Below are 26922 nucleotides of genomic sequence, written 5' to 3' on the forward strand. Positions count from 1 at the left end.
CAGGTCATGACCTGCCCCTTCGTCTTCTACCCGCCTTCCATGGTCCGGCTGCGGCAGTTGCGCCCGTATTGTCCCGCGAGTACCCGAGCCTGCCCCACCCACTCACCACCCGCATGCTGATGTGCTCCCGGTTCGGCGCCGTGGCAGTAGTGGCAGAGCGTGGCTGTGTGACGTGGACATTGCCACCTTGATCGCAGCTGCTATTCGAGGTCGCCGTGGCGGGCTCAATCATGCTGTTGCTGGCCATGCCGAGAGAGCTTCGAAGCTTGCGGCCCGGAACAGCAGCGGGCTGAGAAGGTCCTGCTGCAGCTCAGGCGATACCAATGGAAGGAAAGGGGCAAAACGGGCGTAGGGGAGATCGTTCCGGTTACCCGGCTCGTATGGTGAGCGAACAGCGCGGTAAGCAGGCCAACACTTCGTCGACGGATCGACGTGGCGACGGGGCGCCACCACCGGGCCCCCGGGGTGAACGCGATGCGCCCGACTCGCCCACGCAGGTGGGCAAAAAGTCGTGGATGGCGGTGCTCAAACGCACGTTCAAAGAGTTCAAGCAGGATGAATTGACGGATCGGGCTGCAGCCCTGACCTACTACGCCATCCTGGCTCTGTTTCCCGCTCTGCTGGTCTTGATCTCACTGCTCGGGATCGTGGGCGAATCGGCCACCCAGTCTGTCCTCGACAACATCAAGAAGCTCGCGCCGGGCGCGGCTCAGGATGTGCTCGCCAACGCAGTGACACAGCTCCAGGGCAGCGCAGGGGTGGGTTCTATCCTCGCGATCGTCGGCCTGGTCGGAGCAGTGTGGTCGGCGTCCGGATATGTGGCCGCCTTCATTCGCACCTCCAACGCGGTCTACGATCTGCCGGAAGGTCGGCCGGTGTGGAAAGTGCTCCCTGTGCGCGTCGGCCTGACTCTTGTGTTGATGATCCTGGCCTGCGTCAGTGCACTGATCGTCGTGTTCACTGGCGGACTCGCCCGGCAGATCGGTACTGCCTTGGGAGTTGGTGACACCGCCTTGATCGTATGGTCGATTGCGAAGTGGCCTGTGCTGGTCGTGCTCGTGACCCTCATGCTGGCGATCTTGTACTGGGCCGCCCCGAACGCCAAAGACCGCGGGTTCAAGTTCATCTCCCTCGGCAGCGTTCTCGCTCTGATCATCTGGTTGCTTGCGTCTGCCGGATTCGCGCTCTACGTCGCGAACTTCGCGTCCTACAACAAGACCTACGGGACCCTGGCCGGCGTCATCATCTTCCTCGTCTGGCTCTGGATCACCAACCTCGCAATTCTGCTCGGTCTCGAATTCGACGCGGAACTGGCACGCGAACGAGCCATCATCGCCGGGCACCCCCACCGCGAAGAGCCCTACGTAGAACCGCGTGACACCCGAAAATGGACCGACGAGGACCGTCAGGCCATGGGCGACACCGGACCCGTGGACTCTCGAGACAACTGACTCCGCAAGTGAGGGGCGTCAATGACGTCAGTCCTGCCCGCAGTCCACAACTGCTGCCCGGTCAGAGGAATCAGGCCAAGCGGGAAACACGCACGGTGGCGCTGTTGCGGCGCCGATCAACGGAGGGCTCGGGAAGCTGGACACAGGGTCGGATAGTTGGCGCATGCGCGGTGCCCCGGCCCGAACCTGTGAGCCGGCGTTCCAGGCTCACGGCATCCCCGCTGACGCCGCCATGTGACGTTGTCTGCAAGCTGGCTGTGGATCGAACCCGAAGCCGGGGTTGTCGCAGGATGGCGACGGGCTGACGGCCGTACCGGGTGGCCCGCAGTGCTCAGCGGCTGCCGTGAGCAGTACTGCAGTAGGCGCGGCGGGCAGGGCAGTAGGCGGTACACGGTCTGCATGCAGCACCACCCGAACTGAGTTCTGCCGGTCGGCCTGTGTCACAGGCATCCGAACCTGCGGCTCCCAGGTGCGCGCGCTCTGCATGTTCGATCGCGCGAATGCCGCCGTGAGGCTCCGCCGTCACGGCGATGGCAGTGGCGCACATGTATGCCCGCGTCTGGCGTCGTTGGTGTCCGTGGTGGATGTCCGGGACGTCAGGTGAACGTGCACGCCGAACGGCTTGCCTGGGCAACGGCTGCATGCGGATTGCTGGCCCGACCATCTACCGACAGGGGTCAAGGGGCCGGGCGTCGCTGCGAGCGCGATATCGAGCGCACGAGCAGGTACAGGACGGCGACGACGACAAGCAGCACCCCGATGGAGAGCAGGTGCAGCATTCCGTCCACGACAGCGCCGATAATGACCAGCGCAATGGCGATGCTGAGAAGAATCAGGAAAAGGGCCATCGCACGCCTCCCCGAGTCGTGGCTGTGGCAGGGGGACTACATCAGGGCGAAGCCGAACTGCCTACCAGTAGTGGCGGCGTCCGCCGACCGCGTGGCCGACTGCCCCAAGGATCCACAAAATGAGTCCGATGACGACTAGGACGATCCCGATGGTCCACAAGATGGAGATGCTGGCTACGAAGCCGATGATCAGCAGGATGACCCCGATAATGATCATGATGACCTCCAGTCTCGCGTCTGCCTCATTTTCAGTGTAGGCGCGCCCCGTGGCGGTGGCCTGTCAAGCAGTCCCCGAGTTCGCGACTCGGATTCTCGGGGGGTGGCCTTGTGCGATTTCTCGTATGGCTCTCTCCCTGTGCGGTCGGGCGGATGCTTGCGCAGCATGCCAATTCTCTGCAGTGGACGGCGGCAGCCCGAGTGCTGGCACGGCCGGTCGCGGACATTCCTCCCCGCGGGTTCTGCGAGATGCCGTCCTGGTATCCGGCGAAGGATTCCTAGTCGACGCGATGGGCGCCGTGACGGACTTGTCGGAGGCGGACCTTCGACGGGAGACGGTCCAGTCCCGCCGAGTCCCTTGCGCGTGTGAGCGTTTCCCGGCTGAGTCGACCCAGGATCTGCTCCGGTTCCCCGTCAGGCTCCAGCCACAGCCGCACTCGTGCGACCGGGACAGTACGTCGGCCCGTGAGCCGTACGTGAGCCCGTGAGACTCCGTCCAGGGTTTGGACTTCTTCCTCCATCACGTTCTCCAGCGCGTGGCCGTTGAGTTGGGTCGTTGCGCCGTCTTTGCTGTCGACGAGGATTTGCCCCAGCCGGTCTTTGCGTAGTTGGGCGACAAGCCACCACAGCAGCAGGGCCAGCAACACGACGAGCGCCGCGATGACGGCCGGCCACCACAAGCCCTGTTCCCGCCACCGGGTGCGTCCCTCCACGCCCAGCACTACATCGTCCGGACCACGAAAGGGCCACCAGCCCGGCACGTCGAAACCCCAGCGGCGCTGCAGATCCAGGCCGCCCAGCAGTGCGCCGCCACCGAGGGCGAACAGACCAAGGCCCAGCAGTCCCAGCAGCACCCGGTTCGCTGTCTTGAGCATCGGGATCGACTCAGCCCTTCTTCGAACGCCGCACGCGCACGGACAGCGTGGGTTGCCGGGACAGCCCCAGGGTTGTCGTGGCCTTGCCCAGCGTGGCATCGAGGTCCGCGCGAACCTCGTCGAGATCACGGAAGTGTGACTGCGCCCGGGCTTTGACCTTCCGGCGCCCGACATCGACCCGAGCCGACTCGACACCGGGCACCCGCACGGCCCGGTCACGGAGGATCAGGGCAGCTGCGCGGCGGTCGAGCCCGGCGCGGACCTCCCCGATTTCTCGGCTGCCGATGGGCTGCCGCATGGGTAGCAGCCTGCGCAGTCCCGGCGTCACCGCCAGCAGGAAGAGCCACAGGCCCAGGGCCATCGCCACTGCGGCTCCGGCAATCACCCAGATGTCGTCCAACGGCCGCGTGGCCAGCTCATCGGCGAGCTGCCGTCGCCAGCGCATCCCGGGCCGGCCCGCCCGCACCGACACCACGTCGTACAGGAGCAGTCCAGTAGCTGTGACGGACAGCAGGGCCACCATGGTCGCGGGGATCCGCCGTGCAGACCAAAAACGGTGCGACGACCTGCCCGATTCACGAACGGCCTCTTTTGTCGCGCCGGTATCCGGGGGCCCTCCCGGAGAAGCTGCCTCTCCAGGATCGGAGGGAGAGCCGCTGCCGCCGGTCGGGCGCCACGTGTTCGCGCTCATTTCACCCTCTCCTGGTCTGTACGCCGCGAGTGGACCGAGTGCAGCCTCTCCACCGAGACCACGAGGTCAGACACATCCATGCCGGCCCATGCCCTGAGCCGTTCGGCGACCTCTCGGCGCACCGCAGCGCACTGAGCACCGATGTCCGACGGATAGCCCAGCTCCAGGGCGATGCGCATCCGCACTTCGCCGAGCACCGATCCGAGCTCGGCGGAATCACGCCCTCGCTCTCTGTCATTCCGCTCCGGTGCGCGCCGCACCAACCTGGTCCGCGCGGCGTCCGGCGGCCCGGAGGTACGTCACCGGCCGTCTCGGTGAACCGACTCAGCGCCTCGCGCGTCACCTGGGAAGCAATCTTCGCGGCGACCCGGTCGGTGACTGTGGTCGCGCCCCGCTCCTCGCGAGGGACGGCTGGGCGTCGATCGGCTGCCCTGGTCACTGCCGCCAGTCTCTCCGAGCGCCTCGCTGGTCATCGCGGATCCGCTGCTGGTCGCTTCGGCGGCGGACAAAGTCACCCGGTTCCAGATCACCTTCCGTCAACCGCCCGGCGACAAGTCCAACGGCACCCAGTACCAGCACCAGCAGGAAAGCCCAGAAGCCACCGAAGTATGCGGCGAAACCCAGCGCCATTCCGGCGATCAAACCCACCATGGTTCTGCTCATCACGCGCTCCTTCACCCAGCATCCGGCTCCGCCGCGCTACTGGACCCGTTGCCGCTCCTCGCTTTCATCCTCCTCGTCGGGCAGCTTCACATCACTGACCACGATGTTGACTTCCACGACTTCCCGCCCCGCCATCCGTTCCACTGCGGAGATCACGTTCTCCCGTACTGCACCTGCCACGTCCGTGATCGAGACGCCGAAGTCGACAACGATCTCCAGATCGATGGCTGCCTGCACCTCTCCAACCTCGACACTGACCCCACGTGTTACGGACTTGCCGCTACCGGCGCCGGGCATCCGCTCCCGCATCGAGCCCATCGAACGTGCGAATCCACTGCCAAGGGCATGAACGCCGAGTACATCCCGTGCGGCCATCCCGGCGATCTTCTCCACCACCACATCGGCGACAGTCGTCCGACCACGAGAGCCGGGCGCGCCACCGCGCCTTGCGCCGGCGTTCTCAGTCATCAGGCCATTCCTCCCTTACGGAGCACGCCTGGCATTCCTCGGTCAAATTATATTCACTTTTAGTGTCTTTTAAGGAGAAGTAACGACCATGAGTCTGGTGGCCCGGCGATTACCAGGGAGCGCTGCCGGGAGCCCGAGAGGACATGCCGGGCGCAAGGGCAGGAAGAGCAACGAACCTGGGAGAGGGTGGACAGGTGAATACCGAGGAGTGGATGCAGGCAGTACGCGGTCAGCTCGACCTGGGTCGACTGCTCCCGCTCGGAGGGCCCGATGACGGGACATGGATCACGGAGCAAGCGGCCCTCCTGACCCTCCGGCGTACGGCCGCTGCGATTCCCGGCATGGTTGGAGAGTGTGCGCATTGGACCTGCGCCGCACGAGCCCGTGTCCGAACCGGCCGTCCGCCCGCCGGTCAGCGCGCTGCCACCTGGCCCGCTCAGGATCGAGGCCGCCTTCACCGCGTCCGTCGCGCAGCCACTGCACCAGGCCGCCGACCAGTTGAGGAGCACACTGCTCAACGTGGCCGCTGAACGGCTCGGCCTGATCACCGTGGCAGTTGATCTGCGCGTCACGGATCTCCATGAAAGCACGGAGACAGACGTCGGGTCGCGGACCGCAGAGAAGACCACCAGGTCCCCGTCGGAATCTGCGCCCGCGCGAAACTCGACCCTGACCGGAACAGAACCCGTGCGGGGCCCATTGGGGAGCTGGACGGCGTCGTGTCTGCCGTTCCGGGCGTCGCTCGCCTCACTGCTGCGCTGGGAGGTCACCCGATCAGGGTGGAGCAACAGGACGATCCGCCCGGCCGGCACATCGAGGGTGCAGCTCGCGGTCGCGCCCGGACACCATCCCTTGGAAGTCGCCCGCGCTGTCCGGGCAGCGGTAACCGGCGCAGCCGCTCGTGACACCAACGCCCCGGTAACCGTTGCCGTCCTCGTCACCGAAACCGCGGCCTAGCTCCATTGCCCTGTCTGCGCCAAACGGCAGCTAAACGTCAGAACGCCGCGCACACGCGGCAAGGCGCGGAGAGACGGGATGCCACTCCCAGGAGGCCAGTGGCTGCACAGCAGCCCCAGCGCGTACGGGCGATGCGGTTTGGGATCCACCTGCGGACCGATGCCTTCGTCAGCGCCGATCCCGGAGCTCGGATTTTCCGAGTCCGATGATCACCAGCTCCTCCTTGTTCTGATCCGCTTCCATCAGGCCTTGATGTGCGCCAGAGGTGTCGGGACTGCAGGACCGGCCCGAGGGCAACCCCGTGGTCGGCCACCTCCGCTTCCAGGTCGGCCGCCCGCAACTGTCGCAGGGTCGACTCCTCCCTGCTGAGTCCCGAGTGAACGAGCAGCAGGTTGCCTCGAGGGTGTAGCAGCGGCGGCGCTTCACCCGGGCCCCCGACGGGATCGTCCGATCGAACGCACTTGCCACTTCACGTTTGGTTCGTGTCGGACCGCGCCTAGCCGCTGGTCGATTCGCAGGATAGATCATGGAAATTGACCAGACGCAGTGGAGCACGACCAGCATCCCAGGCCTGGAGGTCCGCCAGGACAGGGTTACCGTCACCGCAATGCGGCTATGGGGATGGGAGGGGGCGTTGCCACTTTCCCTGGTCCGGGCTGCCGTGGAAGCGTCGGCTGACACGGCGGATTCGATGATGCTGCCGGTGTCCGATGGGCAGGGTACTTGTTGATGTAGGTGCCGTCGCGGAGCAAAATGTGGCCGCGGCAGGCCAGAGTCCCGCCCATCGTGGGTGTTGGCCCTGTCACCGCGGACGGGCGGGCGGTGGCCAGGCGTGTGTCGGCGTCGATGATGACCTGCACGTTGGCGGACAACCAGTAGGTGGGTTTCGAGGCGCCGACCTTGCCGTCACCGACCGGGACCAGCGTGCCGTCCACGATCCGCAGCCGGTCGGCCGCATCGACGGGACGTGAGGCCGGCTCGAGCGCAAGCAGGCCGCAGCCGCTGGGTGCCTGCGCTCCGTGGCCGGCGAGGCCTTTGCCGCGACGTACCAGTTGCCGTGCGGTCGAGCGGCCGACGGAGCGACAGACGGCACGACCCTGTTTGACGGCGCGGTATGAGCGGGGACAGCCCGAACATGGGTGACTACGACAACGCGATCACAGTGGCCGTTCCGCCTCGCCGGCTCTTCGCATACTTGGCCGATGTGGAGAACCTCCCCCACTACATGCCGCGACTGACCGCTGCCCAGCCCCACGACGGCGACCGAGTCACGGTCACCGCACATATCGATCCCGAGGACGCGCCGGAGCAGGACGTCACCAGCGAGGCCTGGATCCGCGTCCTTGAGGAGGGTAGGACCCTCGAATGGGGTGCACCCGGGCCAAACGAATACCATGGCCGCCTCCATGTCGGCAGGGGCGAAAGCGCGGACACCTCCCGTTTGAGCGTTGAGCTGCACACGGCACGCACCGAAGGAGAACAGGTTGACGAGGGGCTGCGGGAGGCGCTACGTGGCATCAAGGCCGCCGTCGAAGCCCCCGAGCACTAGGCAGAAAGGGCACCCGACAGATAGCTGACTGGAATGCTTGAGCACCGTGCGCCTCTCCTACGCGGCGCTGCAGGGCGCGGTGCGCGTGGCTTTTCACGGTGCCGAGCGGCAGGCCGTCCGGTGCGCGATCTGAGGGTGCGCGAGGTCGTACGACCGCGGCGATGTGGCCGGGCCCCGCGGCGAGGCGAAGTTCAGCAGCATCGCTGCACCACGCTCCCCGGCGCCGCCTCCGTCTCTTGGTGCTCGGCCTTCCCGTCGTCGCCCTGCTGGCAGGTGATGCGCGCTGCCGTATCGCGATGCGCGGGGTGGGGTCGGAGCGGGCTGCGGGGGGCAGATTGCCAAAGCGAGTTGCTCGACGAGTCACTGTCGTGGGAGACCTTGGTCGTTCGTCGGGCTGGCGGAAGACTCGGACGATAATCCGCGCGACCTGCGTCGTCCGTCCGGTTAGGCAACAGGCGTCAGCCGATGTTCTGCATGACTTGGTCCGTCGACCCGCGCCTCACGATGGCTTCGACATCGCGTAGGCCGACTATGTCGACACTCTGCCTCGGCGAGGAGCGGCCGGTGCTCCTGCCGGCCCGCGGCGTCGGCACCGCCTCTGAACTGCCGCAGCACCTCGCGCAGCTCCCTGACGAGATGGTCGCCGCACAGTCACGCCGACCACACCCGGTCCGGTGGCAAGTGGCGGCCCACTTGCAGCTCGTACAGCTTCGCATCGATCGACGACTTGGGCAGCGACTCCGCCCGCAGTCGCCAGGTCGTTGCCCGACTGGTGTACGGCTCCACAGCCGTCTGCGGGAGCTTGTGCGAACGCGGCGGCCCCTTCCACTCGCTGGTGGAACGTCATCACGGTCCGCTGGTTCCATCTCGCCGCGTGCGCCAGGAGAGCCGTCTGCAACAGGGTGAGGCGCCGGCCCCGCCGCGCTTCCTCCGACTCTCCGACAGGACGAGCTGAAGCTGTGATGACGTGCGCCGATAGCCGCACCGAAGCCGTCGCACGCCTTCGGCAGGGGGCCGATGCTGGTACGGCAGAGGCGTCCAGCCATCCCCGAGAAGGGGTCACCAGTCAGGGCGGTGACGAATGGCGGTGCGTTCACCCGCCCGACCTCTCTGGTCGTACTGGGCAGCAGCGCGGTCCAGCAGTCAGTGTCTGCGGCAGTTACTGGGGCAACCCAGCCTGAGGAGGTAACGGCGCGCACGATGCTGGCCAGGAAGGTAGGGACGTCGCGCGCAAGGGGCGGCGAGCCGCAGGGTCACTCGTGGGTTTGCCGGATGGCAAGCCCCCGCCCTCGCCATCACCCGCCTGGCGCAGCGAAATGGTTGCCGTGTATCCCGTCAGGGCGGCTCTGACCGCTCCCGACCCACCCACACCCCAGCCGCTTCGAGGCAGGACGTCGCACCTGAGACCACTGGCCCCAATCAGCGAACAGCGCGCAGTACGCGTGCACCCGACATGCCGGTAACTCCACGTGAGGTTACGTTCACGGTGCGAAAGGAGAACTACATGAACCGAACTCCTGGCGAGCCGCCTTCCATAGGCAGGTCGAACCCAGACCCGTCTCAGGGCAGTAGTCGTAGGCCTTCTCGGCGCACCGTCATCGGCGCTCTCGTTGCCACCGGTGCCGTCGCTGCACTGGTCGGCGGATTGGCGCTGTCCTCCACGGGAGCACCTCCTGCAAATGCCGCGTCCTCCACTTTGGGAGGAGGGCCTGCGGTACCGACTGACAGCACCACTTCGTCGGCCTCGGAGTCGGGAAAGTTCGGCTTGGTATCCACCTCTCCAGGTCTCTCAGCGGACTTCAAGAAGACGTTCACCGACCATTACATCGAGGCTAATGGTCTGCGCCAGCACGCGGTCATCGGAGGCGAAGGCCCGCCTCTGCTGCTGGTGCACGGCTGGCCGGAGAACTGGTACGCGTGGCGCCTGCTGATGCCGGCCCTGGCGCGTCATCACACAGTCATCGCGGTCGACCAGCGCGGCATCGGCCTGACCGAGAAGCCTTCGAGCGGATACGACACCGGCACTCTGGCCAAGGACCTGGCCGCTCTGATGGACAAGCTCGGCCACGAGCGGTTCTCCGTCGTCGGCCACGACACGGGCATGATCATCAGCTACGCGCTGGCCGCTGACTACCGGGACCGGGTCGAGCGTGTTGCCCTGGCCGAGGTACCCGGCCCGCCCGGCGTGGTCCCGTCTCCGCCTCTGTTCGTGCCCGAGCCGCTCAACAACAGACTGTGGCATATCCCGTTCAACAGGGCCGACGCCAAGCTGGTCGAAGAGCTCGTCTCGGATCGGGAAGATGCCTTCTACGGCTACGAGTTCAAGATCCAGGGCGGCGGAGTAGCCAAGGAGGCCATTGACTACTACGTCCGTCTCCTCTCCAACCCTCAGAGTCTGAGCGGAAGTTTCGGCTTCTACCGTGCCTGGGATGCCACCCTCGCGCAGAACGAGAAGCGGGCGAAGACGAAGCTGAAGATGCCCGTTCTGGGAATCGGTGGCCAGGACAGCTGGGGGAAGGCCGTTGCCGACTCCATGAAGGGCGCTGCGGTGAATGTGCAGACCGCTGTCATTCCCCACACCGGGCACTGGCTCGCCGAGCAGTCTCCCGACAGGATGGCGGCAGTCCTAACCGAGTTCCTGAACTCCGGCCGCGGTGATGCGGACCAGGGTGCTGCCACATCGCCCGCCACTGCTGGGAAATGACGCGAACCCTGCTCAGTGCAGGAACGATCAAAGCCGACGCCGCCTCGTCAGGAGGTGGCGTCGGCTTGTGCCGCCGTAGAGTCCTCGGATGCGTCACCTCCATCGACGAGGCAGCGATCACCTCCACGGTCCTGACCGCACCCACAAATGAACTGGTCGGAGATCCGGCGGGAGGCGGCGGTGTATGCCGGGTCTCACGATCGACCAGGCTCAGGAGGTGAAACCAGGTCGACGCCTTGACCAAGCGGCCCGGAGAGACAATGCAGACCCGAACCGGCTCGCGCTGCTCGACGGGCTCACCCGCAATCAGCTGATCGAGACGTACGCGACGCTGCGTGAGCTGCTCAGCCTGAAGGCCGGATAGTGCTCGCGTGGCCTACTCGCCCTGCGAAGAACATGGCGAGTAGGCGATGCAATCCATTTGGGGGGTGTGCTACGCGCCAGTGCCCGCGCAACAGCAGGTCGCAGCCGGGAGCTTTGCCGTCTCCCGGGGAGCGGCAGACGGGTGAATGAAGGATGCTGTGGGGGTATTCGCTTCGTGGTATCGGCTCGCGTGGATGGAGGCAGATCATGCTTCTTGCTCACCCTGCGGTGTTGAAGGATCTGGTGGAGCAGTACGAGAAGCTGTGTGCGCTGCACGTCGAGAAGGGAAGTCCTGGTGTGCGGCAGCGGATGGAAGACGCTGCGTACACCCTGTGCGTGTCTACCGGTACCCGGGACGTGGATGCGGCGCTGATCGCCGCCCGGCACCGGTTGCCCGGGGACCCTCCCGAGGACGATTCACTGGTCGCCGCGAGCTGACCACTTGTTCCCATCGGGCGCACCGGCGCCGGTGCGCCCTGCACCGTCCGCGACGACGTGCGTTACGCCGTCAGGCAGATCCAAGGGGTGAGGCGAGGGCAGCCGCTGCTCGGCGCAGCGCCGCCCGGCCGCGCCTCCAGCCTGAGGGATCTGCTGGTTGCTAGCGTGCCGTAAGCACACCGGCACCTGCTTCGCCTCGCGGTTGCCCCGGCACCTCTCCCGGTGCCGGGGCGGCTGCCTTCACGGGGCTTCGGCGCCTGGGCGGCACAGTGAAGCCCGGGCACGGTGACCGACCGCATCCCGGGCGCTTCTCGCGACTCCGGCGGCCTCGGGAGCGCTCACCAGAGACACTGCGATGATGCGGCACGTGAGAGGCCGTCGCATGCTGGGAAGCCTGGCCGGGATCGCTGGCCTCGGCCTGTGTGGGGAGCCGGGCGTCGGGCACTCAGGCCGTCGGTCCCGAGCGGAGCCGTCGGATGTCCCGCACGAGCGCGTACGAGGCACTGATGAAGATCACAGCTCCAGCCCCGATCCAGAGAGCCGAGGCCCCAGAACGGTACTCACGAACCGCAAAGGTGAGCAGCAGGGTGCTGACAAGGACGCCGAAGGCCGAGATCAGAGCGCTGATGCGGTTGGTCACCTGGACATCATCGACGACAACCTCGGCCTGCGGGAGTGATCCAAACGAATCGCCCTAGGCATTTCCCGGATGCACGTCTCCCGGCTCCTGGCCCAGCTCCGCACCGGCCTCCTCACCGGGTAGTGCCCGTCAGGCCGAGAGTGGGACGGACCGCTTGGTTCGCTGACAGAGTCACCGTGGTCCTGTCCGCTGGGGTGGCGAACTAACGGGCCATCGTGAATGGGTGGGGCGGGTTGCTGAGGATGCGGCTGACGAAATCCGCGGCCTGGCAGTCGAGCCGGATCGGTGGTCGCCCGGCGCCCTCGACGTGTCGGCCCCGGAGGGCGACTGGCGCGCGCACATCGCCGCCGTCGGTCGCCGCACCTCACCCACACGGTCCCGCCGGGCAGCGCTGGCGCGTGGTCCGTACGTGGTGCCGTCGGCGCGGGTCGGCCTCAGGGACGGACGCCGGCGGGATCAGCCACTTCTCGGTCTGCCCGGGGCGCGGTGCCTGAGCCGGGCCCCAGACCCCTGACGATCAGCCACCACCCCGGCCAGTGCCAGCTTCGAGGCGAACACGGGGAGCGCGGCGGCCGACCCCGGCACGGAGGAGCTGCGCGTAAGCCCCGAACAACACGGCAAAGGCTGAGGCGAGGTCAACGGCCCGCCTACCAGCCCGAGCACGGCGATGAAGCGCGGCACGAGCCGTGCGTGATACGCCAGGTACGCAAGCAGGACGGTGTTCAGGCCGAGGGCGATATTGGGTCCGAGCAGGAACGCCCAGTCGTGGACGGCCGCCAGCGCGACATCGGCGCCGTCCGCCGCGCCGGCGTCCCGCAGGGTGACGAGCGCCAGGACGGCGATGATCCCGAGGGTGATGACGGCCGCCTCCAGTAGCCGCCCGAAGGCGTAACCGAGCGCGAGCCCCTCGCCGTGGCGCCGCAGGACAGGGAACAGCGAACCTCCCTGCGGTTTCAGCAGGAACGTCGCATCGGCGTTATCCGGTTGACCTTCGAGCGTTGGTGAGGTCTCTGTGGGATGTCGTGGTTCGCAGTACCTGCAGCGCTCCGGCGCGGGCGTCTTGCTGTGCAGTGCCAGGACCGAGGCGATCAACTTCGGCTCCGCACGGTGCGGGCCCGCTCTTGACCGGAAGGCACGGGCGTGGCCAGCGGTGCCGCGAAGTCGTTCAACTCCGAAAGGGCCTTCGGCTTTATCGCGCAGGACGGCGGGGGTCCGTACGTCTCCGCGCACTGCTGCAACATCTACTCTTCCGGCCTCTGTGAGCTCCAGGAAGGCCAGGCGGTGACCTTCGATGTCGCGCAGGGGCAGAACGCCCGCAGGCGGAGAACATCGCCCTCGCCTGACCCCGCTCCACGTGTCAGACGGTGGCCCCGGAGCGTCGCTGCCGGGGCCCCGTCATGTTCAGCTGACGGCGCGGGTCAGGTGGTGATCCAGTTCCTCACCACGGCTGCAGTGTCGCGGACGGTGAAGCGGCCGTAGGTGACGGCGGCCACCAGGTCAGTCGCGTCATCGGTGGTGACCTTGACGGGCTGGCCGCTGGCCTGGAGATATGCGGCAGCGACCATCACGGCGAAGAGCTCGTTGCTGTGCTCGAGCGCCGGGACCCGGGCCAGGCTGTGGAGTAGCGCCGCGGCGCGGTGGTGCGGTTCGGGGTAGACATACGTGCCCATGACGGTGTGGCGGTGGCGTGCCACGGCGGCGGCCATGGCGCCGTAGTCGGTGACGTCCGGATCACCGGGAACATGGGTCTGGGCGACGTCGAGGAGCTAGCCCTCGTCGATGGGTGACCGGTGCCATCAGGCAGCGGCCTGCCCTTCACCGGTACCGAAGGGGGCGGCGAACCCTTCGGCGTGCTCGGCAGCGAACGTCCCCGCCGCCTCGACGAACCGGGTGCGGGTGATGTCGGCGGTCAGCAGCTGGGCGGCGTACTGCTCCGGCTCGGTGTGCCCGCCGGCGGCAAGACGCTTCAGCTGCTCATAGGTCTCGTCATCGACCTCGATGCGGATTTCCCTGGCCATACGGCCCACCGTAGCGGCGCCATAGCTTTGAGGGCAGCCCGATGCCGAACCTCGAGAGAGCCCTCGGGGTGGAGGGGCACCAGCTGTGCGGCTTGACGAGCCGACCCACGTGCACGTCCCCGGCCGGGGCCAAAGCCCCGTCGTTCCTGCCACCGGGGTGGCGTTCAACAAGAGGCGGTCGGCATGCACGCATAGTTCCGTGAGGACCATCTTCGGCTGACCCGCCAGGCGTGGGCTGGCCCTGGGCGGCGGCCGGCCCACGCCGCCGACGCCTCCCAACGATCAGCCCAGGGCTTGGCCGGCATGGCCGTCTGCCTGCGAGCGAATTCCCTGCGCTCAGTGGCGGTGTCGAGAGGGCCATAGATAGGAATGGGCGCCCCTTCCGCTCGCGCACTGCGGCTGGGCAAAAGCGAGGAACTTCCGGGGCTGACTCACCGGAGGCTCCGTATTCCGGGGGCTGCTTCGATGTAGTGGCCCTGGAATGGACGCGGCCAACGCCGACACCCTGCCGTGCTTTCCGGCTAAGCGTGGCTCAACGCAGCCCTGGCGTGCACCGTTGCCGAACGCTGGGCGTCTGAAACTGTGGATTCGCCCGTGCCCCTCTGTTTTTCAGCTTCGCCTGGCAATCGCTACGTCAGCGGGTCGTGCCCCCAGTTCATGAGGGATTGCCGCCACCGGGAATCCTCTATCTCGCCCGTCGGCCGCTGGGCGAGGTGTCGGTGGATGAAGCCGTTCACCTTCTGCATGTGCTCGTAGTCGTCGTCGGAGAGCTGGTCCTCCTTCTGACGGAGCAGCTCGACGATGCGGCGTCCCGAGGCGTGTCCCGTCGATTCACCGTCACTGCTGTGCTGGCCAGCCGCTTTGGATCTGTCGGTGGCCAGCCACTTCTCGAGTTCTGCGGGGGAGAGGTTGACCAGGTGCAGGAACTCCTGCCGGACTTCCTGCTTCTTCTTTGCGTCCACTGTCAGTCCTTCTTCCGCAGCGCCTGCTTCTTGTGGACTGCGGACCGGCCGGACTTGTCGCTGCGCACCTGATATTGCGGCTCCTCTGGTGTCGCGTCCACGGTACGACCCGCAGCCTCGGTGCGCTCCGTGATCTTCTTCTCTACCGTTCCCTCCGCAGTGGAGCCGTGGCTCTTCCAGGAGACCTTGTCTCCCTTGCGCGGCTTCTTGCTTTTGCTCATCGTGTACCTCCCCTTGCATCGTCGGGCGGGAGTACTCGCTTCGCATCCCGGCTTGGACGACACTGCCGTCGGGCGGCGGTCGGCAATGGGTTGCCTCTACCAGCTGTGGCCGCACCGTGCCACTAGGCAGCGCCCCGGGCGCAGGCAGCCGTGCGACCCTCGAATCAGGCTGGTGTTGACGGCGCAGACCCCTTGTGAGTACCGGCATTGAGCCGGTCTTCATCGCACCCCTCGCGCTTGTGAACGGCGCCGGCTTTCAAACAGGAACGTCACAGGCCCTCTCGAGTCATACGGCCTGGCGGTTGGCGATGTCTCCGCCGGGTCCTCGGCGAGTACGACGGACACGGTGATCCGCTGTCCGGCCCGGACGATGCTGGTCGATCCGGCCGTACTGGTGAATGCGGTCCTTGGCGGCCTACGAATCCTGCGTGAAGGCCTGCACGCATCGCGCGGTCCCAAGGGGCAGGGGGCTCGAGGCCGAGATGGTCCGTCCGAGGTGACTTGCCTGGCCGGACTGTGTGCCATCAGCCTCTGACCCATGACCGTTGTGGTCTCGGGCGGCCGGGGTCTACAGCAGAGAAGACCTCAGTGTGTAGGCAGCCTGCCTGCCGAAATGGCGCTTCCGGCACGGACGCTCCTGCCGCCCACGTTGGCACTCCCATACCGAGGGCGCGCGCCGAAGATGCACGAGCCGAACAACACCTCGCTCCGGCAGTCAGTCGAAGGGTGTGATGTCTGTCGGTCTGAGGTCGGTGCGGGCGCGCTGCGCCTTTACGGGGTGGCGCCAGCGGCCGGAGTCGATGGCGGTGTCGCCGAGGAATTCGACTACGAGCTCCGGTTCGACGCAGGTGAACGCTAGGGGTTCGCGGCTGCCCCAGGTGACGGTCAGCCGCATGTGCCACCACGCATGGCCGGGACCGGCCGGGTTTAGAAGCCATCTCATTTGGGTGACTCGGTAGTCTGTGAGTCATGGTGGGGATCGTTGAGCGGTTGGTGCCGGACGAGTTGTGGGAGTTGTTCCAGCGGGTGGTACCGGAGGCGCCGTCGCGGCCGCAGGGCGGTGGTCGGCGTCGGCACGGCGACCGGGAAGTGCTGGCGGCGATCGTCTTCGTGGCGACATCGGGTTGCACCTGGCAGCAGCTGCCTTCGGCGTCGTTCGGCCCGTCCGGAGCGACCGCCCACCGGCGGTTTGCGGAGTGGTCCAAGGCCAGGGTGTGGGCCAAACTCCACCGCCTGGTCCTCGACGAACTCGGTGCCCGCGGCGAGCTGGACTGGTCGAGGTGCGCGATCGACTCGGTGAACATGCGGGCCCTGAAAGGGGGACCTGACAGGTCCGAATCCTGTCGACCGGGGCAAGTACGGCTCGAAGATCCACCTGATCACGGAACGATCGGGTCTGCCCATATCCGTCGGCATTTCCGGGGCCAATCTGCACGACAGCCAGGCCCTGATCCCGCTCGTGAAGGGCATCCCGCCCATCCGCTCGCGCCGCGGCCGGCGACGGCGCAAGCCCGCCAAACTCCACGCCGACAAGGGCTACGACTACGCCCACCTGCGGAAATGGTTACGCACGCGCGGCATCACCCACCGCATCGCCCGCAAGGGAGTCGAGTCCTCACAACGGCTGGGCCGCCATCGCTGGACCGTGGAACGCACCATGGCCTGGCTCGCCGGCTGCCGCCGCCTCCACCGACGCTACGAACGCAAAGCCGACCACTTCCTCGCCTTCACCAGCATCGCCTGCACCCTCATCTGCTACCGCAGACTCGCCAAATGAGATGGCGTCTTAGCGTCGGGCCGATCTCGTTGCGCAGTGCGAGGGGGAGGGGTGTGGTGCGGGCGACGAGTCGGAGCTGGCCGCCTCGGGTGTAGCGGCCGAGCAGCAGTGTGTTCGGGGAGGCGATCGGCCCGGTGACGGCACCCACCATCGCTTCCGCAGTGTCCCGCGCCCGGATTTTGAACCAGCGTCGCTGACCCGGCAGATACGGTTGTTGGGCGCCCTTGGCAACCACGCCCTCGACACCGAGGCCTCCCCATTCGGTCAGCCACTGCTCCGCCAGGTCGCGGTCCGTCGTCACGGGGGTCAACTGCCAGGGGGTGAGCAGAGCATGCTGGTGGAAGAAGGACTCCAGCGCGGCCCGGCGTTCGGCAAATGGCCAGGTCAACATGTCGGTGCCCTGGTGCTCCAGCATGTCGAAGGCGATGAAATGAGCCGGCTGTTCGGCGGCGAGGGGGGCGGCCGTCGCGGGGTGGCGGGTCAGCCGCTGCTGCAGGGCCGAGAAATCAAGGCGCCCTCCGGTGTGGATCACGACCTCGCCGTCCAGGACGACGTCCTTGCCCAGGGCTCCGGCCGCCTCGGCGATTTCGGGAAGCGCACCGGTCAGATCCCGCAGATTCCGGGACTGCAGGAACACCTTGCCGCCGTGGACGAAGACCAGCATGCGGTAGCCGTCGTACTTGGGCTCGAACACCATGCCGCCGGGCATCGCTCCGGGGGCGGGCAGCCGGGCGAGGGCATGCGCCGCCATCGGTACCAAGGGGGGATTAACTGTCACTTTTTCGGCATACCCCGACTGGTAGCTCCGATAGCAGTGCGCACCCGCTTGGTGGCAGCAGGCTTTACAGCTGCCGCTCAGTCCGAGGATGCGGGCTCGGCGGCCGGCTGTTCGTCGTCGACGTGCTTGAGTGCCGTGCGGGCCCCCACGCCCTTACCCATGGGGAGTTCCGCCCACCAAGGGTGGGCGTAGATTGCGACCGTCAGCGCCACGATCTTGCTCCGGAACGTACGGTCCGCCTCGATCTGCTCGGGGGTGAAGCCGGGGGAGTCCGGGTCTATGACCGGCTCCGTGCGGCCGCCTGCGAGGGGCCGCTCGTAGGTCACGCCGATCATCGGATCAACGCTCCAGGGAAGAGTGCGACAGTGCTCCTCGTACGCCGCGCGGACACGGAGTATCTCAAGCTGCAGGGCTCGCAGGTCATCGGGGAACGAGTACGAGGTGCTCATCCACGAGAGCGTAGCTGCGTACGAATATTGCGTCTTGGCGGCGCGCCATGTGCTCAGTGCGCCGGCTGCTCAACGGCCAGCCGGCGACAGTCGCGGACGCCGGTTGAGCCGCTGCTGCAGCGCCAAGAATTCATCGCGGTCCATGGCGCTCTGATGGTCTTCCCGCCCGCAGGGTCGTGAGTCAACAGGCGGCGGTCACGGAAGGATCGGTATGCGGTGTGGGCCAGCACCGCTCCGAAACTGGCCCACACCTGGTGGGCTTGCCCAAGGGGCTTGGGGCTTGGACAAGCCCTCCTTTCCAGAATGCACCTTCGGTTGCTGTCTCTGGGCAAGCTCTGAATCAGCGCTGGGCAACCCTGCTGCTCGGTGGCAGGCAAGCCGCCCTGCTCGGCGGCCCCCTCGCCAAAGACGTTGACGATGGCGCCGCCTTCGTCTTGCTGGAGCATCTGCCGGATTTATGCGCGGGTGCACAGGAACGAGCAGCCTGGACGTTGTCTTCTCTGGTGACGTCGCAGCGGCCGTGAGAGCTTGGCTGCCGCCGTCGGTGATCAGCCGCGCGGTTCCTTCAGCCCGTCCTCGTACAGGTCGACGAGGGCGACCTGCGCTCCGGCGCGGGCGAGCTCGGTGGCGCGGCCGGAGGCGGCTCCGGTGACGAATGCGGTCCGGTAGGTGACCTTCACGTCGGATCCTCCATCCTGGTGCTGGTTTAGGGGCGGGTTCAGCTGGTGGCGGGGCCGCGGCGTACTCCTCGTCGGTGACGGGGGTCAGCCGGTGCACGACGTCGTGGTCGGCGTCGTGGCCAAGTGGACCATGAGCCGGTTCGGCGCGGAGCCGTGCCAGTGCTCCTCATCGGCCTCGAACAGGATGCGGTCGCCGGGACGGATGACTTCTACAGGGCCGCCGCGGCGCTGGCACATACCGATCCCCTCGGTGACGAAGACGGTCTGTCCTAGCGGATAACGGTGCCAGTGGGTGCGGGCGCCGGGCATGAAGTGCACCAGGGATGCGGTGACCTGGCGGGGTGGTGAGGTGAGTGGCCGGGTCAGGGCTTGAGGAGGGCCTTGATAGCGCGGCGCTCGTCCATGGCCTGCTAGCCCTCGGCGACCTGCTCCAGCGGCAGGGTGAGGTCGAAGACCTTGCCCGGGTCGATCCGGCCTTCGAGGACGCGGTCGATGAGGTCGGGCAGGTAGCGGCGCACCGGGGCCGGGCCGCCGCGCAGGCCGACGTGGGAGAAGAACAGCTCCTGGCCGTCGAAGGCGACCTCGTGGGGTACGCCAACGAAGCCGACGTTGCCGCCGGGCCGCGCGGAGTGCAGGGCCTGCTGCATGGCCTGGGCGGTGCCGACGCACTCCAGCACGCTGTCGGCGCCGATCCCGCCGGTCAGCTCTTTGATCCGGGCCACTCCCTCGTCGCCGCGCTCGGTGACAATGTCGGTTGCGCCGAACTCGCGGGCCAGCTTCTGCCGTGATTCGTGGCGGCTCATGGCGATGATCTGCTCTGCGCCCCTCTCCTTGGCCGCGATCACGGCGCAGAGGCCGACCGCGCCGTCACCGACGACCACGGCGGTGGAGCCGGGCCGTACCTCGGCGGCATCGGCGGCCCACCAGCCGGTGCCCATGACGTCGGAGACGGCCAGCAGACCGGGCCACAGCTCCTCGCCCGGCGTCTCGTCGGTGGCGACCAAGGTGCCCTGGGCGTTGGGGATGCGCACGTAGTCGGCCTGGCAGGTGCTCATGAACTCGCGGTGCAAGCAGTTCGACTGGAAGCCATTTCGGCAGTTCGCGCAGGTGTTGTCCGAGGTGGCGAAGGAGCCGACGACGAACTGGCCCGGCCTGACCGAGGTGACCTCGGACCCGGCCTCCTCCACGAAACTGCCGGTACGGGTCGCCCGTCGCAGCCGGCCGTGAGATCGGGCCGCGCCAGATCTCCGCAACTCCATGCGAATGCCCCGCAGACGTATCGCGGACGAAGGGGTGCGCCGCCGCCGACTGGCGCGCCTGTTGCAGTCCGACCGGCATGCAGCTCGCTCATCGGTCGTTCTTCTTCGCGAAGCGTGCCGTCGCATTTTCAGGATCTCGATTGTCTGCGGGGTTCACGGCTGCCCCAGGTGACGGTCAGGCGCGTGTTCCACCACGGGTACTGCGGTCCCGGCCGGAGTCAGCAGCGGGCTGATCTCCTCGCGCAGGGCAAGCGGCAGGGATTCAGGCGCTGGCCATCAATGAAGATCCTGCAGGAAGCGCCACCGAGAGCACCCTGGTCGCCCAGCACTTGCCGGCATTGGGCCGCTGGCGCGCATGGTGAGATCGACTCACCACGATGCCTCCAGTGGACGAGGCCCTGTCCGCGGCCGCGGGCATGCACGACGTGGTGGTCTTGGACGCGGCAGGGAGCACCTTCGCCGATTGCTCCCTTCTCAACCTCCTGCTCCACACCCGTCACGCCACCGATTTCCGTACCGCCGCGTCGTCGCAGCCCGTGAGGGCCTGCTCGGGTGCTGACCAGACGCTGCAGGTCCGAGACACGGTGCAGGAGGACTGGCCTGAGCGTCTCGTACAGATGCCAATGGTGTCCTGTGCCGTGCTTGGGACGAGAAGGCACATAGCGGCATCGACGGGGCAGGCGTACTGAGAGAGCCGGTACATCACGACGAGGACCGAGGCGACCATGAAGGACAGTGGCTACGGGGCCATGCACGCTGTGCGCGCGGGAGCGACGTACGACGGGACCTCGGAGTCAATCGCAGCAGCAAGGTACTTTGCCACCCGTTTTGTCGCGCAGCTCCACGACCATCACGGCGTTGCGACAGAGCGGGAGGCGATTGGTTCGCTGCAGCTGGTGGTCAGCGAACTGGTCACCAACGCATGCAAGTTCGCGCCCGGCCCTACGTCGCTGGATCTGGAGTTCGCTGGCGGGAAGCTGGAGATCACGGTCTCGGATACCAGTACGACGATGCCCGTGGTCATGGCTGCCGATCCAGGCCGCGTAGGGCAGCACGGTCTCGAAATCGTGCGGGCCGTGTGCGACGGTTTCGAAGTCCACCGCGAGCCTGCAGGAAAACGTATCCGGGTCCTCTTGCCCCTACGGACCGCCATCACCTGAGACCGGCTCCCACTGGCTCAGCGCGCCGGCCGGAGGCTCCTGCCCGTCAGCGAGGTCTCGACCAATACATTGAGGCCACTGAATGTGGGGTGTCTGAAGGTGTGTGCGTAGACGGACCTCCAGGCAGCCTGCAGGTCTTGGGTGTAGGTGGGCAGGTCTTTCCGGAACGTCCCGGGCCGGCCGGGTGGTGAGTTCTATGGCATCGAGAGCGCGAGCGCTGACGCCGGATGGGGGCGGGCGTAGTGGCTGGACGGGCGCGCTACGGGTTTGGGGTGGTGGCCTTGGCGGTGGTCGCGATCCTGGTACTGGGACGGCTCTCGGGCGGCGACGGCGATGCAAGCGGATCCTCCGCGACCCCGGCCTTCTCTGTCGCCCCGAGGTCCTCCGGGCGGCCGGTCACCCCGAGCGCCCCCGGTGCCCGAAAGCCCGGTGGAGACGCGCCTCGACCTATTCTCGTTCGGCGGTTTGTGCCAGGAGGAGGGGAGCGTTCGGTCCTGCGGGCGGCACGCGTATCGGCGTCGGGACCGCACCTTGTGGTCGTCCATGTCAACGGGATGCTGCACCAGTTCGAGGGTCGCGGCGATCACGACCGCGCCGACCCGTTCACACCGCTGCCCGAGCGGGTGTGACTCGTCGCCTGAGCCTGGTACGTACGGCCGGGCAAGCTCCTCAAGGTGTGCCGGTATGAGCCGCCCGTCGCAGCCGGCCGTGAGATCGGGCCGCGCCAGATCTCCGCAACTCCAGCACTCTTCGGCGCAGTTCACCGGATCCGTCCCTTCTCCGCGGGGTGCCGTCCCAGCGTACGGACAACCCCTCATCAGGCACAGACGACGGGGGCTTCGAAGGGCCCCGTTCCGGCCTGGTCCAGGAGGGAGAGCAGGTCCGTCTGGGTGTCGAGCACAGCCGCGAGCCTGGCCCGCATCCAAGAGTTCACGCAGCATTTGGCTATCACCGAGGGCGCCCGCCACGACAAGCCCCCGGTTGATTCATGCTTCTTCGTAGTGGCCACCGTGATGGTGTGGATGCCGGCTTCGACGCTTGTTGGTATCAGCTGACGAAGCGGGGGCGCCCGATGGTGATGTGGGCACACCGAGGTGTTCGAGCAGTAGCCCTTCCCGGGTAGACCAGGGGCAGATCTCGACGCTCTTAGACGCCATCTCATTTGGCGAGTCTGCGGTAGCAGATGAGGGTGCAGGCGATGCTGGTGAAGGCGAGGAAGTGGTCGGCTTTGCGTTCGTAGCGTCGGTGGAGGCGGCGGCAGCCGGCGAGCCAGGCCATGGTGCGTTCCACGGTCCAGCGATGGCGGCCCAGCCGTTGTGAGGACTCGACTCCCTTGCGGGCGATGCGGTGGGTGATGCCGCGCGTGCGTAACCATTTCCGCAGGTGGGCGTAGTCGTAGCCCTTGTCGGCGTGGAGTTTGGCGGGCTTGCGCCGTCGCCGGCCGCGGCGCGAGCGGATGGGCGGGATGCCCTTCACGAGCGGGATCAGGGCCTGGCTGTCGTGCAGATTGGCCCCGGAAATGCCGACGGATATGGGCAGACCCGATCGTTCCGTGATCAGGTGGATCTTCGAGCCGTACTTGCCCCGGTCGACAGGATTCGGACCTGTCAGGTCCCCCTTTTCAGGGCCCGCATGTTCACCGAGTCGATCGCGCACCTCGACCAGTCCAGCTCGCCGCGGGCACCGAGTTCGTCGAGGACCAGGCGGTGGAGTTTGGCCCACACCCTGGCCTTGGACCACTCCGCAAACCGCCGGTGGGCGGTCGCTCCGGACGGGCCGAACGACGCCGAAGGCAGCTGCTGCCAGGTGCAACCCGATGTCGCCACGAAGACGATCGCCGCCAGCACTTCCCGGTCGCCGTGCCGACGCCGACCACCGCCCTGCGGCCGCGACGGCGCCTCCGGTACCACCCGCTGGAACAACTCCCACAACTCGTCCGGCACCAACCGCTCAACGATCCCCACCATGACTCACAGACTACCGAGTCACCCAAATGAGATGGCTTCTTAGCCCCGCAGGATTCCATGAGGGCCTGTGCGATCAGGGCTCCGGCCAGGGACTGTTCGACGCGGTGCCGGGAGATGCCCGGCAGTTTGGCGCGCGGGGACGGTCCCGCGTCGGCCAGCACGGAGACCGCCGTGTGTAGTTGGGACAGCGTCAGCTGCCTTCCGGCTCGCGGGGCCTTGCCCCTGGCAGCTGCGAGCCGGGCGAGCTGTTCGAAGGTCTTGGAACAGGCCAGCACCCGCCCACCCGGTTCGGCCTGCGGCAGGTCGGCAACGACTTCCAAAGACCGGCAGAGGTGGTGTAGGACCTCAGCCAAGCGGCGTCCGGACTGCGCGGTGCCGCCGGGAAGCCAGCTCCTTGTGATCCTGCGGGCCCCCAGCGGCAGCGAATGGACGGCGCGGGGCTGTTCTCCCGTGCCGGAGGCGATCTCGACGGTGCCGCCACCGATGTCCAGGACCAGCAGCTGCCCACTAGTCGGGCCCGCCCACAGGCGGGCGGCGACGTAGGCCAACCGCGCCTCCTCCTCCCCGGCCAGCACGCGCAGACGGGTTCCCGTGGTGCGTGCCACGCGCGCGATGATTTCGTCGCGGTTGGGCGCATCCCGGATGACGGAAGTCGCGAACGCGAACACATCCCGTTCGCGCAGCTGCGGGTCCGCGGCGCCAGCCTCGGCCACGGCCCGCTCGACGCTCCTCACACCGGTCATGTCCAGCCGCCCCTTGCGATCTAGGGCTTCGTGCAGTCTCAGCCGCACCTTGCGGGAGAACACCGGCTCCAGCAGCATCCCCGGATGCTGTCGTACCACCGTCAGCAGAGCACTATGGCATCCAACATCGAGCACACCCGCCTGCCGCAATCCCATCGCCTCCCCTGGCGGCCGCCCCGATCGGACCGGACCGGCCTTCTCCGACGGCCCGATGACGGCGCGACGGCTACGCCGATCCGGCGGCGTAAGCGTATCGTCACCATCCGTAAATACACGAAATCCGGATCTCTCGAACCCGGCGCTGCCGTCTCGAAGTGTGTGCAGCTGGGGCGCTGGCGACACGTGGACCCAGATCGGCTCTGCTCGGCATCTCCCGGTAGCCCGCCCATGAGCGCTTCGGCAAGCCAGCCGGGCTCCATCGTTCGCTGATCACCGGCGCGAGGGGTGTGGCCGACGTCGGTAACCGATGGATGCAGCCCTGGCGTGCCTGGGGGTGTGGGCCAGGACCGCTCAGAACTGGCCCACACCCCTGGCGGGCATGCCCAGGGCCCTGGGCATGCCCTTCTCCTCCAGCATGCGCTTTTCGCGTCCGGATGCGATGTCGAGCTTTTGCCGTCGCTGCCACCTGGCTATTTCTGCATTCCGTCCACCAGCTTCGTGTCCGCGAAATAGGGGGAGCCAAAGTCATGAGCCAGCAGCCGGCTCCAGGTACCGTCCGCCGACCATCGGCGAAAACCTCGTACACGGTCTTTGCCGTTTACCTCGCAACCGCCCCCACGTGCCCGATGATGTCCCCCTCATCACGCAACGTCCTGGGGGGACCATGCGCAGACTCCGCGTCGCAGCCACCGCCGCCGGGTGCCTGCTGCATGCAACAGCGACGACAAGGGCGACGACAAGAAGATTGCCGCCGAGGGGACACCTGCCGCCACGCAGGTCGCTCCCGCCCCGAAGCACGCCCCGCCACTGCTGATCAAAGCGCCAATGCCGGGTCGCGGCTGTTCTCACCGACGCCGCCTCTACCCGGGAGCGATCACGCGCGACTACCGGAAACGGCAGGTCGCTGCAGGGGCCTACGCAGCCTCGCGGGGGAGCGGCAGACGGCTGAGTGAAGGATGCTGTAGGGGGTATTCGCTTCGCGGTATCGGTTCGCGTGGATGGAGGCAGCTCATGCTTCTTGCTCACCCTGCGGTGTTGAAGGATCTGGTGGAGCACTACGAGACGCTGTATGCGCTGCACGCCGAAAAGGGCAGTCCACAGGTGCGGCAGCGGATGGAAGACGTCGCGTACACCCTGTGCGTTTCTACCGGCACGCGGGATGTGGATGCGGCGCTGATCGCCGCCCGCCGTCGGCTAGCTCGCCCAGCCGCGGGCCGCGCCCGTCCCGAGGGCGAATCTCTGTTCGCCGCGAGCTGACCGCTCACACCCGTCTGCCGTGGGCGCCGGTGCGCGCACAGTCCAGTGACGGCGGCGCAGAGTGTAGTGCCGGCGCTGGGCGGCACAATTCCCGGCGCAGCCTGGGAAGCCGGAGCGGCGTACCCGGGTAGGTGGGCCGCTCCGGCGTGTGTTCAACGCGAGCTGCCCCCTGAGCGTTACGCGTCAGGCCGGATGGATGCGGAGAGCGAGCCGTGTGGCAGCCGAGGCTCGGCACAAGTGCCCGAGCGCGCCTCAGCCGTGAGGATCCGCTGGTCGCTAGTGTCCTGCGCCAGAGATCCGTCGTTAATTCGTTTATGAGTGCTTCTGGGGATGTGCCGGTGTCACGTCGTGGTCCGAAGTTGGAACCGTTGTTGTTGTCGCCTGATGAGCGTGTGGTGTTGGAGCGTTGGGCTCGTAGGGCGTCATCCGCGCAGGCGGTGGCCTTGCGGGCCCGCATCGTGTTGGCATGTGATGGTGCTGACGTGCCGCCGATTGTCGTGGTGGCACGCGAGTTACATATCGCGGCGGACACGGTCCGCAAGTGGCGTCGCCGGTTTTTGGCCGCACGGTTGGACGGGCTGGTGGATGAGCCTCGGCCGGGCCGGCCGCCCACCATCAGCGTGGACCAGGTGGAGGCGGTCGTGGTCAGCACGCTGGAGGAAATCCCGAAGAACGCCACTCACTGGTCGCGTTCGTCGATGGCGGACCGCAGTGGCTTGTCGAAGTCGACGGTGGGCCGGATCTGGCGCAGGTTCCAGCTCAAGCCGCATTTGAGCGACACGTTCAAGCTGTCGACCGATCCGCTGTTCGTGGAGAAGGTCTACGACGTGGTGGGGCTGTATTTCAACCCGCCCGAAGGAGCGGTGGTGCTGTCGGTGGACGAGAAGTCTCAGATCCAGGCCTTGGATCGCTCTCAGCCTGTGCTGCCGATGATGCCCGGCATGCCCGAGCGCCGCACTCACGATTACGTCCGCAACGGTCTGACCACCTTGTTCGCGGCCTTTGACGTCGCGACTGGCGAAGTCATCACCTCACTGCACCGTCGGCACCGGGCCGCGGAGTTCAAGAAGTTCCTCATCAAGATCGACAAAGAGGTCCCCGAGCACCTTCAGGTCCATCTGATCTGCGACAACTATGGCACCCACAAGACCCCGGCCATCAAGACGTGGCTGGCCAAACACCCGCGGTTCCACCTGCACTTCACGCCCACCGGTTCCTCCTGGATCAACCAGGTGGAGCGATGGTTCGGCTTCCTCGCAGACCAGAAGATCCGCCGCGGTGCCCACAAGAGTGTGCGCTCCCTGGAAGCCGACATCCGCGCCTGGGTCAAACAGTGGAACGAGAACCCGACCCCGTTCACTTGGACCAAGACAGCCGAAGAGATCCTCGATTCACTCGCCCGCTTCTGCCAACGGATCTCTGGCGCAGGGCACTAGCGTGTAGCTCGCACCGGCATCTACTTTCGCTCGCCTGTGCCCCGGCGGCCCCGGCACCTCTCCCGGTGCCGGGGCCTCTGCTTTTCAGCGGCGGCTGCGCGGCATGGTGAAGCCCGGGACACGGTGACCGGCCGCATCCCGGGTGCTACCCCACGACTCCGGCGGCCTCGGGAGAGTTGGCCGGAGACACTTC

27 protein-coding genes and 4 pseudogenes are annotated in these 26922 nt (G+C 67.1%); 10 read left to right on the forward strand and 21 right to left on the reverse strand.

Annotated features, from left to right (window positions below; genetic code table 11):
- Positions 1–515 precede the first annotated feature (515 nt).
- Positions 516–1451, forward strand: coding sequence for a YihY/virulence factor BrkB family protein (locus OHA05_RS36180; RefSeq protein ID WP_328863531.1), 936 nt, complete (start codon positions 516–518; stop codon positions 1449–1451).
- Positions 1452–2128: 677 nt separating this feature from the next.
- On the opposite strand, the gene OHA05_RS36185 is transcribed toward OHA05_RS36180, so the two are convergent.
- The 7 genes and pseudogenes from OHA05_RS36185 to OHA05_RS38320 form a co-directional block, all read right to left on the reverse strand.
- The gene (locus tag OHA05_RS36185) at positions 2129–2299 is read right to left on the reverse strand and encodes a hypothetical protein (RefSeq protein ID WP_328862983.1); all 171 of its coding nucleotides are present in this window, start codon (positions 2297–2299) and stop codon (positions 2129–2131) included.
- Positions 2300–2360: 61 nt separating this feature from the next.
- Positions 2361–2516: a DUF6131 family protein gene (locus OHA05_RS36190; RefSeq protein ID WP_327686162.1), complete on the reverse strand. Its 156-nt coding sequence runs from the start codon at positions 2514–2516 to the stop codon at positions 2361–2363.
- Positions 2517–2793: 277 nt separating this feature from the next.
- The gene (amaP, locus tag OHA05_RS36195) at positions 2794–3390 is read right to left on the reverse strand and encodes an alkaline shock response membrane anchor protein AmaP (protein WP_328862984.1); all 597 of its coding nucleotides are present in this window, start codon (positions 3388–3390) and stop codon (positions 2794–2796) included.
- Between the two features lie 10 nt (positions 3391–3400).
- Complete coding sequence (locus OHA05_RS36200) at positions 3401–4081, reverse strand: DUF6286 domain-containing protein (RefSeq protein ID WP_328862985.1); 681 nt, start codon at positions 4079–4081, stop codon at positions 3401–3403.
- 435 nt (positions 4082–4516) lie between these two features.
- A complete protein-coding gene (locus OHA05_RS36210) occupies positions 4517–4744 on the reverse strand; it encodes a hypothetical protein (RefSeq protein WP_327686165.1) in 228 nt (75 codons plus the stop codon).
- A gap of 36 nt (positions 4745–4780) precedes the next feature.
- Complete coding sequence (locus OHA05_RS36215; protein ID WP_328862986.1) at positions 4781–5212, reverse strand: Asp23/Gls24 family envelope stress response protein; 432 nt, start codon at positions 5210–5212, stop codon at positions 4781–4783.
- Between the two features lie 1719 nt (positions 5213–6931).
- Positions 6932–7161 (reverse strand): annotated as a pseudogene (locus OHA05_RS38320) (IS5/IS1182 family transposase); the annotation flags it as partial.
- Between the two features lie 143 nt (positions 7162–7304).
- Between OHA05_RS38320 and OHA05_RS36220 the strand changes: the two are divergent.
- From OHA05_RS36220 to OHA05_RS36240, 4 genes are all read left to right on the forward strand, one after another.
- Entirely contained in the window at positions 7305–7718 is a 414-nt protein-coding gene (locus OHA05_RS36220; RefSeq protein ID WP_328862987.1) for an SRPBCC family protein, read from the forward strand.
- A 1765-nt stretch (positions 7719–9483) separates the two neighbouring features.
- The gene (locus tag OHA05_RS36230) at positions 9484–10422 is read left to right on the forward strand and encodes an alpha/beta fold hydrolase (RefSeq protein WP_328862988.1); all 939 of its coding nucleotides are present in this window, start codon (positions 9484–9486) and stop codon (positions 10420–10422) included.
- Between the two features lie 217 nt (positions 10423–10639).
- Positions 10640–10786 (forward strand): hypothetical protein, encoded by a 147-nt coding sequence (locus OHA05_RS36235; protein ID WP_328862989.1) that lies wholly within the window; start codon positions 10640–10642, stop codon positions 10784–10786.
- A 206-nt stretch (positions 10787–10992) separates the two neighbouring features.
- Positions 10993–11223, forward strand: coding sequence for a DUF5133 domain-containing protein (locus OHA05_RS36240; protein ID WP_328862990.1), 231 nt, complete (start codon positions 10993–10995; stop codon positions 11221–11223).
- Between the two features lie 445 nt (positions 11224–11668).
- On the opposite strand, the gene OHA05_RS36245 is transcribed toward OHA05_RS36240, so the two are convergent.
- The gene (locus OHA05_RS36245) at positions 11669–11863 is read right to left on the reverse strand and encodes a hypothetical protein (protein WP_328862991.1); all 195 of its coding nucleotides are present in this window, start codon (positions 11861–11863) and stop codon (positions 11669–11671) included.
- A gap of 456 nt (positions 11864–12319) precedes the next feature.
- Entirely contained in the window at positions 12320–12955 is a 636-nt protein-coding gene (locus OHA05_RS36250; protein ID WP_328862992.1) for a DUF4386 domain-containing protein, read from the reverse strand.
- A 48-nt stretch (positions 12956–13003) separates the two neighbouring features.
- Here OHA05_RS36250 and OHA05_RS36255 point away from each other — a divergent pair.
- A pseudogene (locus OHA05_RS36255) lies at positions 13004–13206 on the forward strand (cold-shock protein).
- Positions 13207–13281: 75 nt separating this feature from the next.
- On the opposite strand, the gene OHA05_RS36260 reads toward OHA05_RS36255, so the two are convergent.
- The 5 genes from OHA05_RS36260 to OHA05_RS36280 form a co-directional block, all read right to left on the reverse strand.
- Positions 13282–13569: a fic family toxin-antitoxin system, toxin component gene (locus OHA05_RS36260; protein ID WP_443043815.1), complete on the reverse strand. Its 288-nt coding sequence runs from the start codon at positions 13567–13569 to the stop codon at positions 13282–13284.
- Positions 13570–13659: 90 nt separating this feature from the next.
- Complete coding sequence (locus OHA05_RS36265; protein ID WP_328862993.1) at positions 13660–13881, reverse strand: hypothetical protein; 222 nt, start codon at positions 13879–13881, stop codon at positions 13660–13662.
- A 629-nt stretch (positions 13882–14510) separates the two neighbouring features.
- Positions 14511–14843 (reverse strand): DUF3140 domain-containing protein, encoded by a 333-nt coding sequence (locus tag OHA05_RS36270; protein ID WP_328862994.1) that lies wholly within the window; start codon positions 14841–14843, stop codon positions 14511–14513.
- Between the two features lie 2 nt (positions 14844–14845).
- Positions 14846–15064, reverse strand: a complete 219-nt coding sequence (locus OHA05_RS36275) for a DUF2945 domain-containing protein (RefSeq protein ID WP_328862995.1) — start codon at positions 15062–15064, stop codon at positions 14846–14848.
- A 715-nt stretch (positions 15065–15779) separates the two neighbouring features.
- Positions 15780–16007 (reverse strand): hypothetical protein, encoded by a 228-nt coding sequence (locus OHA05_RS36280; RefSeq protein WP_328862996.1) that lies wholly within the window; start codon positions 16005–16007, stop codon positions 15780–15782.
- 26 nt (positions 16008–16033) lie between these two features.
- On the opposite strand from OHA05_RS36280, the gene OHA05_RS36285 reads away from it, so the two are divergent.
- Positions 16034–16841 (forward strand): IS5 family transposase gene (locus OHA05_RS36285; protein ID WP_443043816.1). Its coding sequence is split into 2 segments (ribosomal slippage): positions 16034–16389 and positions 16388–16841, totalling 810 coding nucleotides; the frame shifts between segments, so codons are not numbered across the junction.
- On the opposite strand, the gene OHA05_RS36290 is transcribed toward OHA05_RS36285, so the two are convergent.
- From OHA05_RS36290 to OHA05_RS36310, 5 genes and pseudogenes are all read right to left on the reverse strand, one after another.
- Positions 16813–17592: an ATP-dependent DNA ligase gene (locus OHA05_RS36290; RefSeq protein ID WP_328862997.1), complete on the reverse strand. Its 780-nt coding sequence runs from the start codon at positions 17590–17592 to the stop codon at positions 16813–16815. The genes OHA05_RS36285 and OHA05_RS36290 overlap by 29 nt on opposite strands.
- Before the next feature lie 104 nt (positions 17593–17696).
- Positions 17697–18068, reverse strand: coding sequence for a hypothetical protein (locus OHA05_RS36295; protein WP_328862998.1), 372 nt, complete (start codon positions 18066–18068; stop codon positions 17697–17699).
- A gap of 548 nt (positions 18069–18616) precedes the next feature.
- Positions 18617–18748 carry a hypothetical protein gene (locus OHA05_RS36300; RefSeq protein WP_328862999.1) on the reverse strand — a complete coding sequence of 44 codons (132 nt, stop codon included), beginning with the start codon at positions 18746–18748 and terminating at the stop codon, positions 18617–18619.
- Positions 18749–18832: 84 nt separating this feature from the next.
- The gene (locus OHA05_RS36305) at positions 18833–19057 is read right to left on the reverse strand and encodes a cupin domain-containing protein (protein ID WP_443043863.1); all 225 of its coding nucleotides are present in this window, start codon (positions 19055–19057) and stop codon (positions 18833–18835) included.
- Between the two features lie 101 nt (positions 19058–19158).
- Positions 19159–19938 (reverse strand): annotated as a pseudogene (locus OHA05_RS36310) (zinc-binding dehydrogenase); the annotation flags it as partial.
- Positions 19939–20732: 794 nt separating this feature from the next.
- Here OHA05_RS36310 and OHA05_RS36315 point away from each other — a divergent pair.
- Positions 20733–21167, forward strand: a complete 435-nt coding sequence (locus OHA05_RS36315; RefSeq protein ID WP_328863000.1) for an ATP-binding protein — start codon at positions 20733–20735, stop codon at positions 21165–21167.
- A 1158-nt stretch (positions 21168–22325) separates the two neighbouring features.
- Here the strand turns inward: OHA05_RS36315 and OHA05_RS36320 are convergent.
- Positions 22326–23134, reverse strand: a protein-coding gene (locus tag OHA05_RS36320; RefSeq protein WP_443043805.1) for an IS5 family transposase whose coding sequence is annotated in 2 segments (ribosomal slippage) — positions 22326–22786 and positions 22786–23134 — 810 coding nt in all. Because the reading frame shifts where the segments join, the coding sequence is not laid out codon by codon here.
- 65 nt (positions 23135–23199) lie between these two features.
- Positions 23200–24033, reverse strand: a pseudogene (locus OHA05_RS36325) (Ppx/GppA phosphatase family protein); the annotation flags it as partial.
- 1014 nt (positions 24034–25047) lie between these two features.
- Between OHA05_RS36325 and OHA05_RS36330 the strand changes: the two are divergent.
- Both OHA05_RS36330 and OHA05_RS36335 read left to right on the forward strand, forming a co-directional pair.
- Positions 25048–25293 (forward strand): DUF5133 domain-containing protein, encoded by a 246-nt coding sequence (locus tag OHA05_RS36330; protein WP_328863001.1) that lies wholly within the window; start codon positions 25048–25050, stop codon positions 25291–25293.
- Positions 25294–25607: 314 nt separating this feature from the next.
- Positions 25608–26729 carry an IS630 family transposase gene (locus tag OHA05_RS36335; RefSeq protein ID WP_328863002.1) on the forward strand — a complete coding sequence of 374 codons (1122 nt, stop codon included), beginning with the start codon at positions 25608–25610 and terminating at the stop codon, positions 26727–26729.
- The last annotated feature ends 193 nt before the right edge of the window (positions 26730–26922 follow it).

Source organism: Streptomyces sp. NBC_00306 (assembly GCF_036169555.1).
Lineage (GTDB): Bacteria > Actinomycetota > Actinomycetes > Streptomycetales > Streptomycetaceae > Streptomyces > Streptomyces achmelvichensis.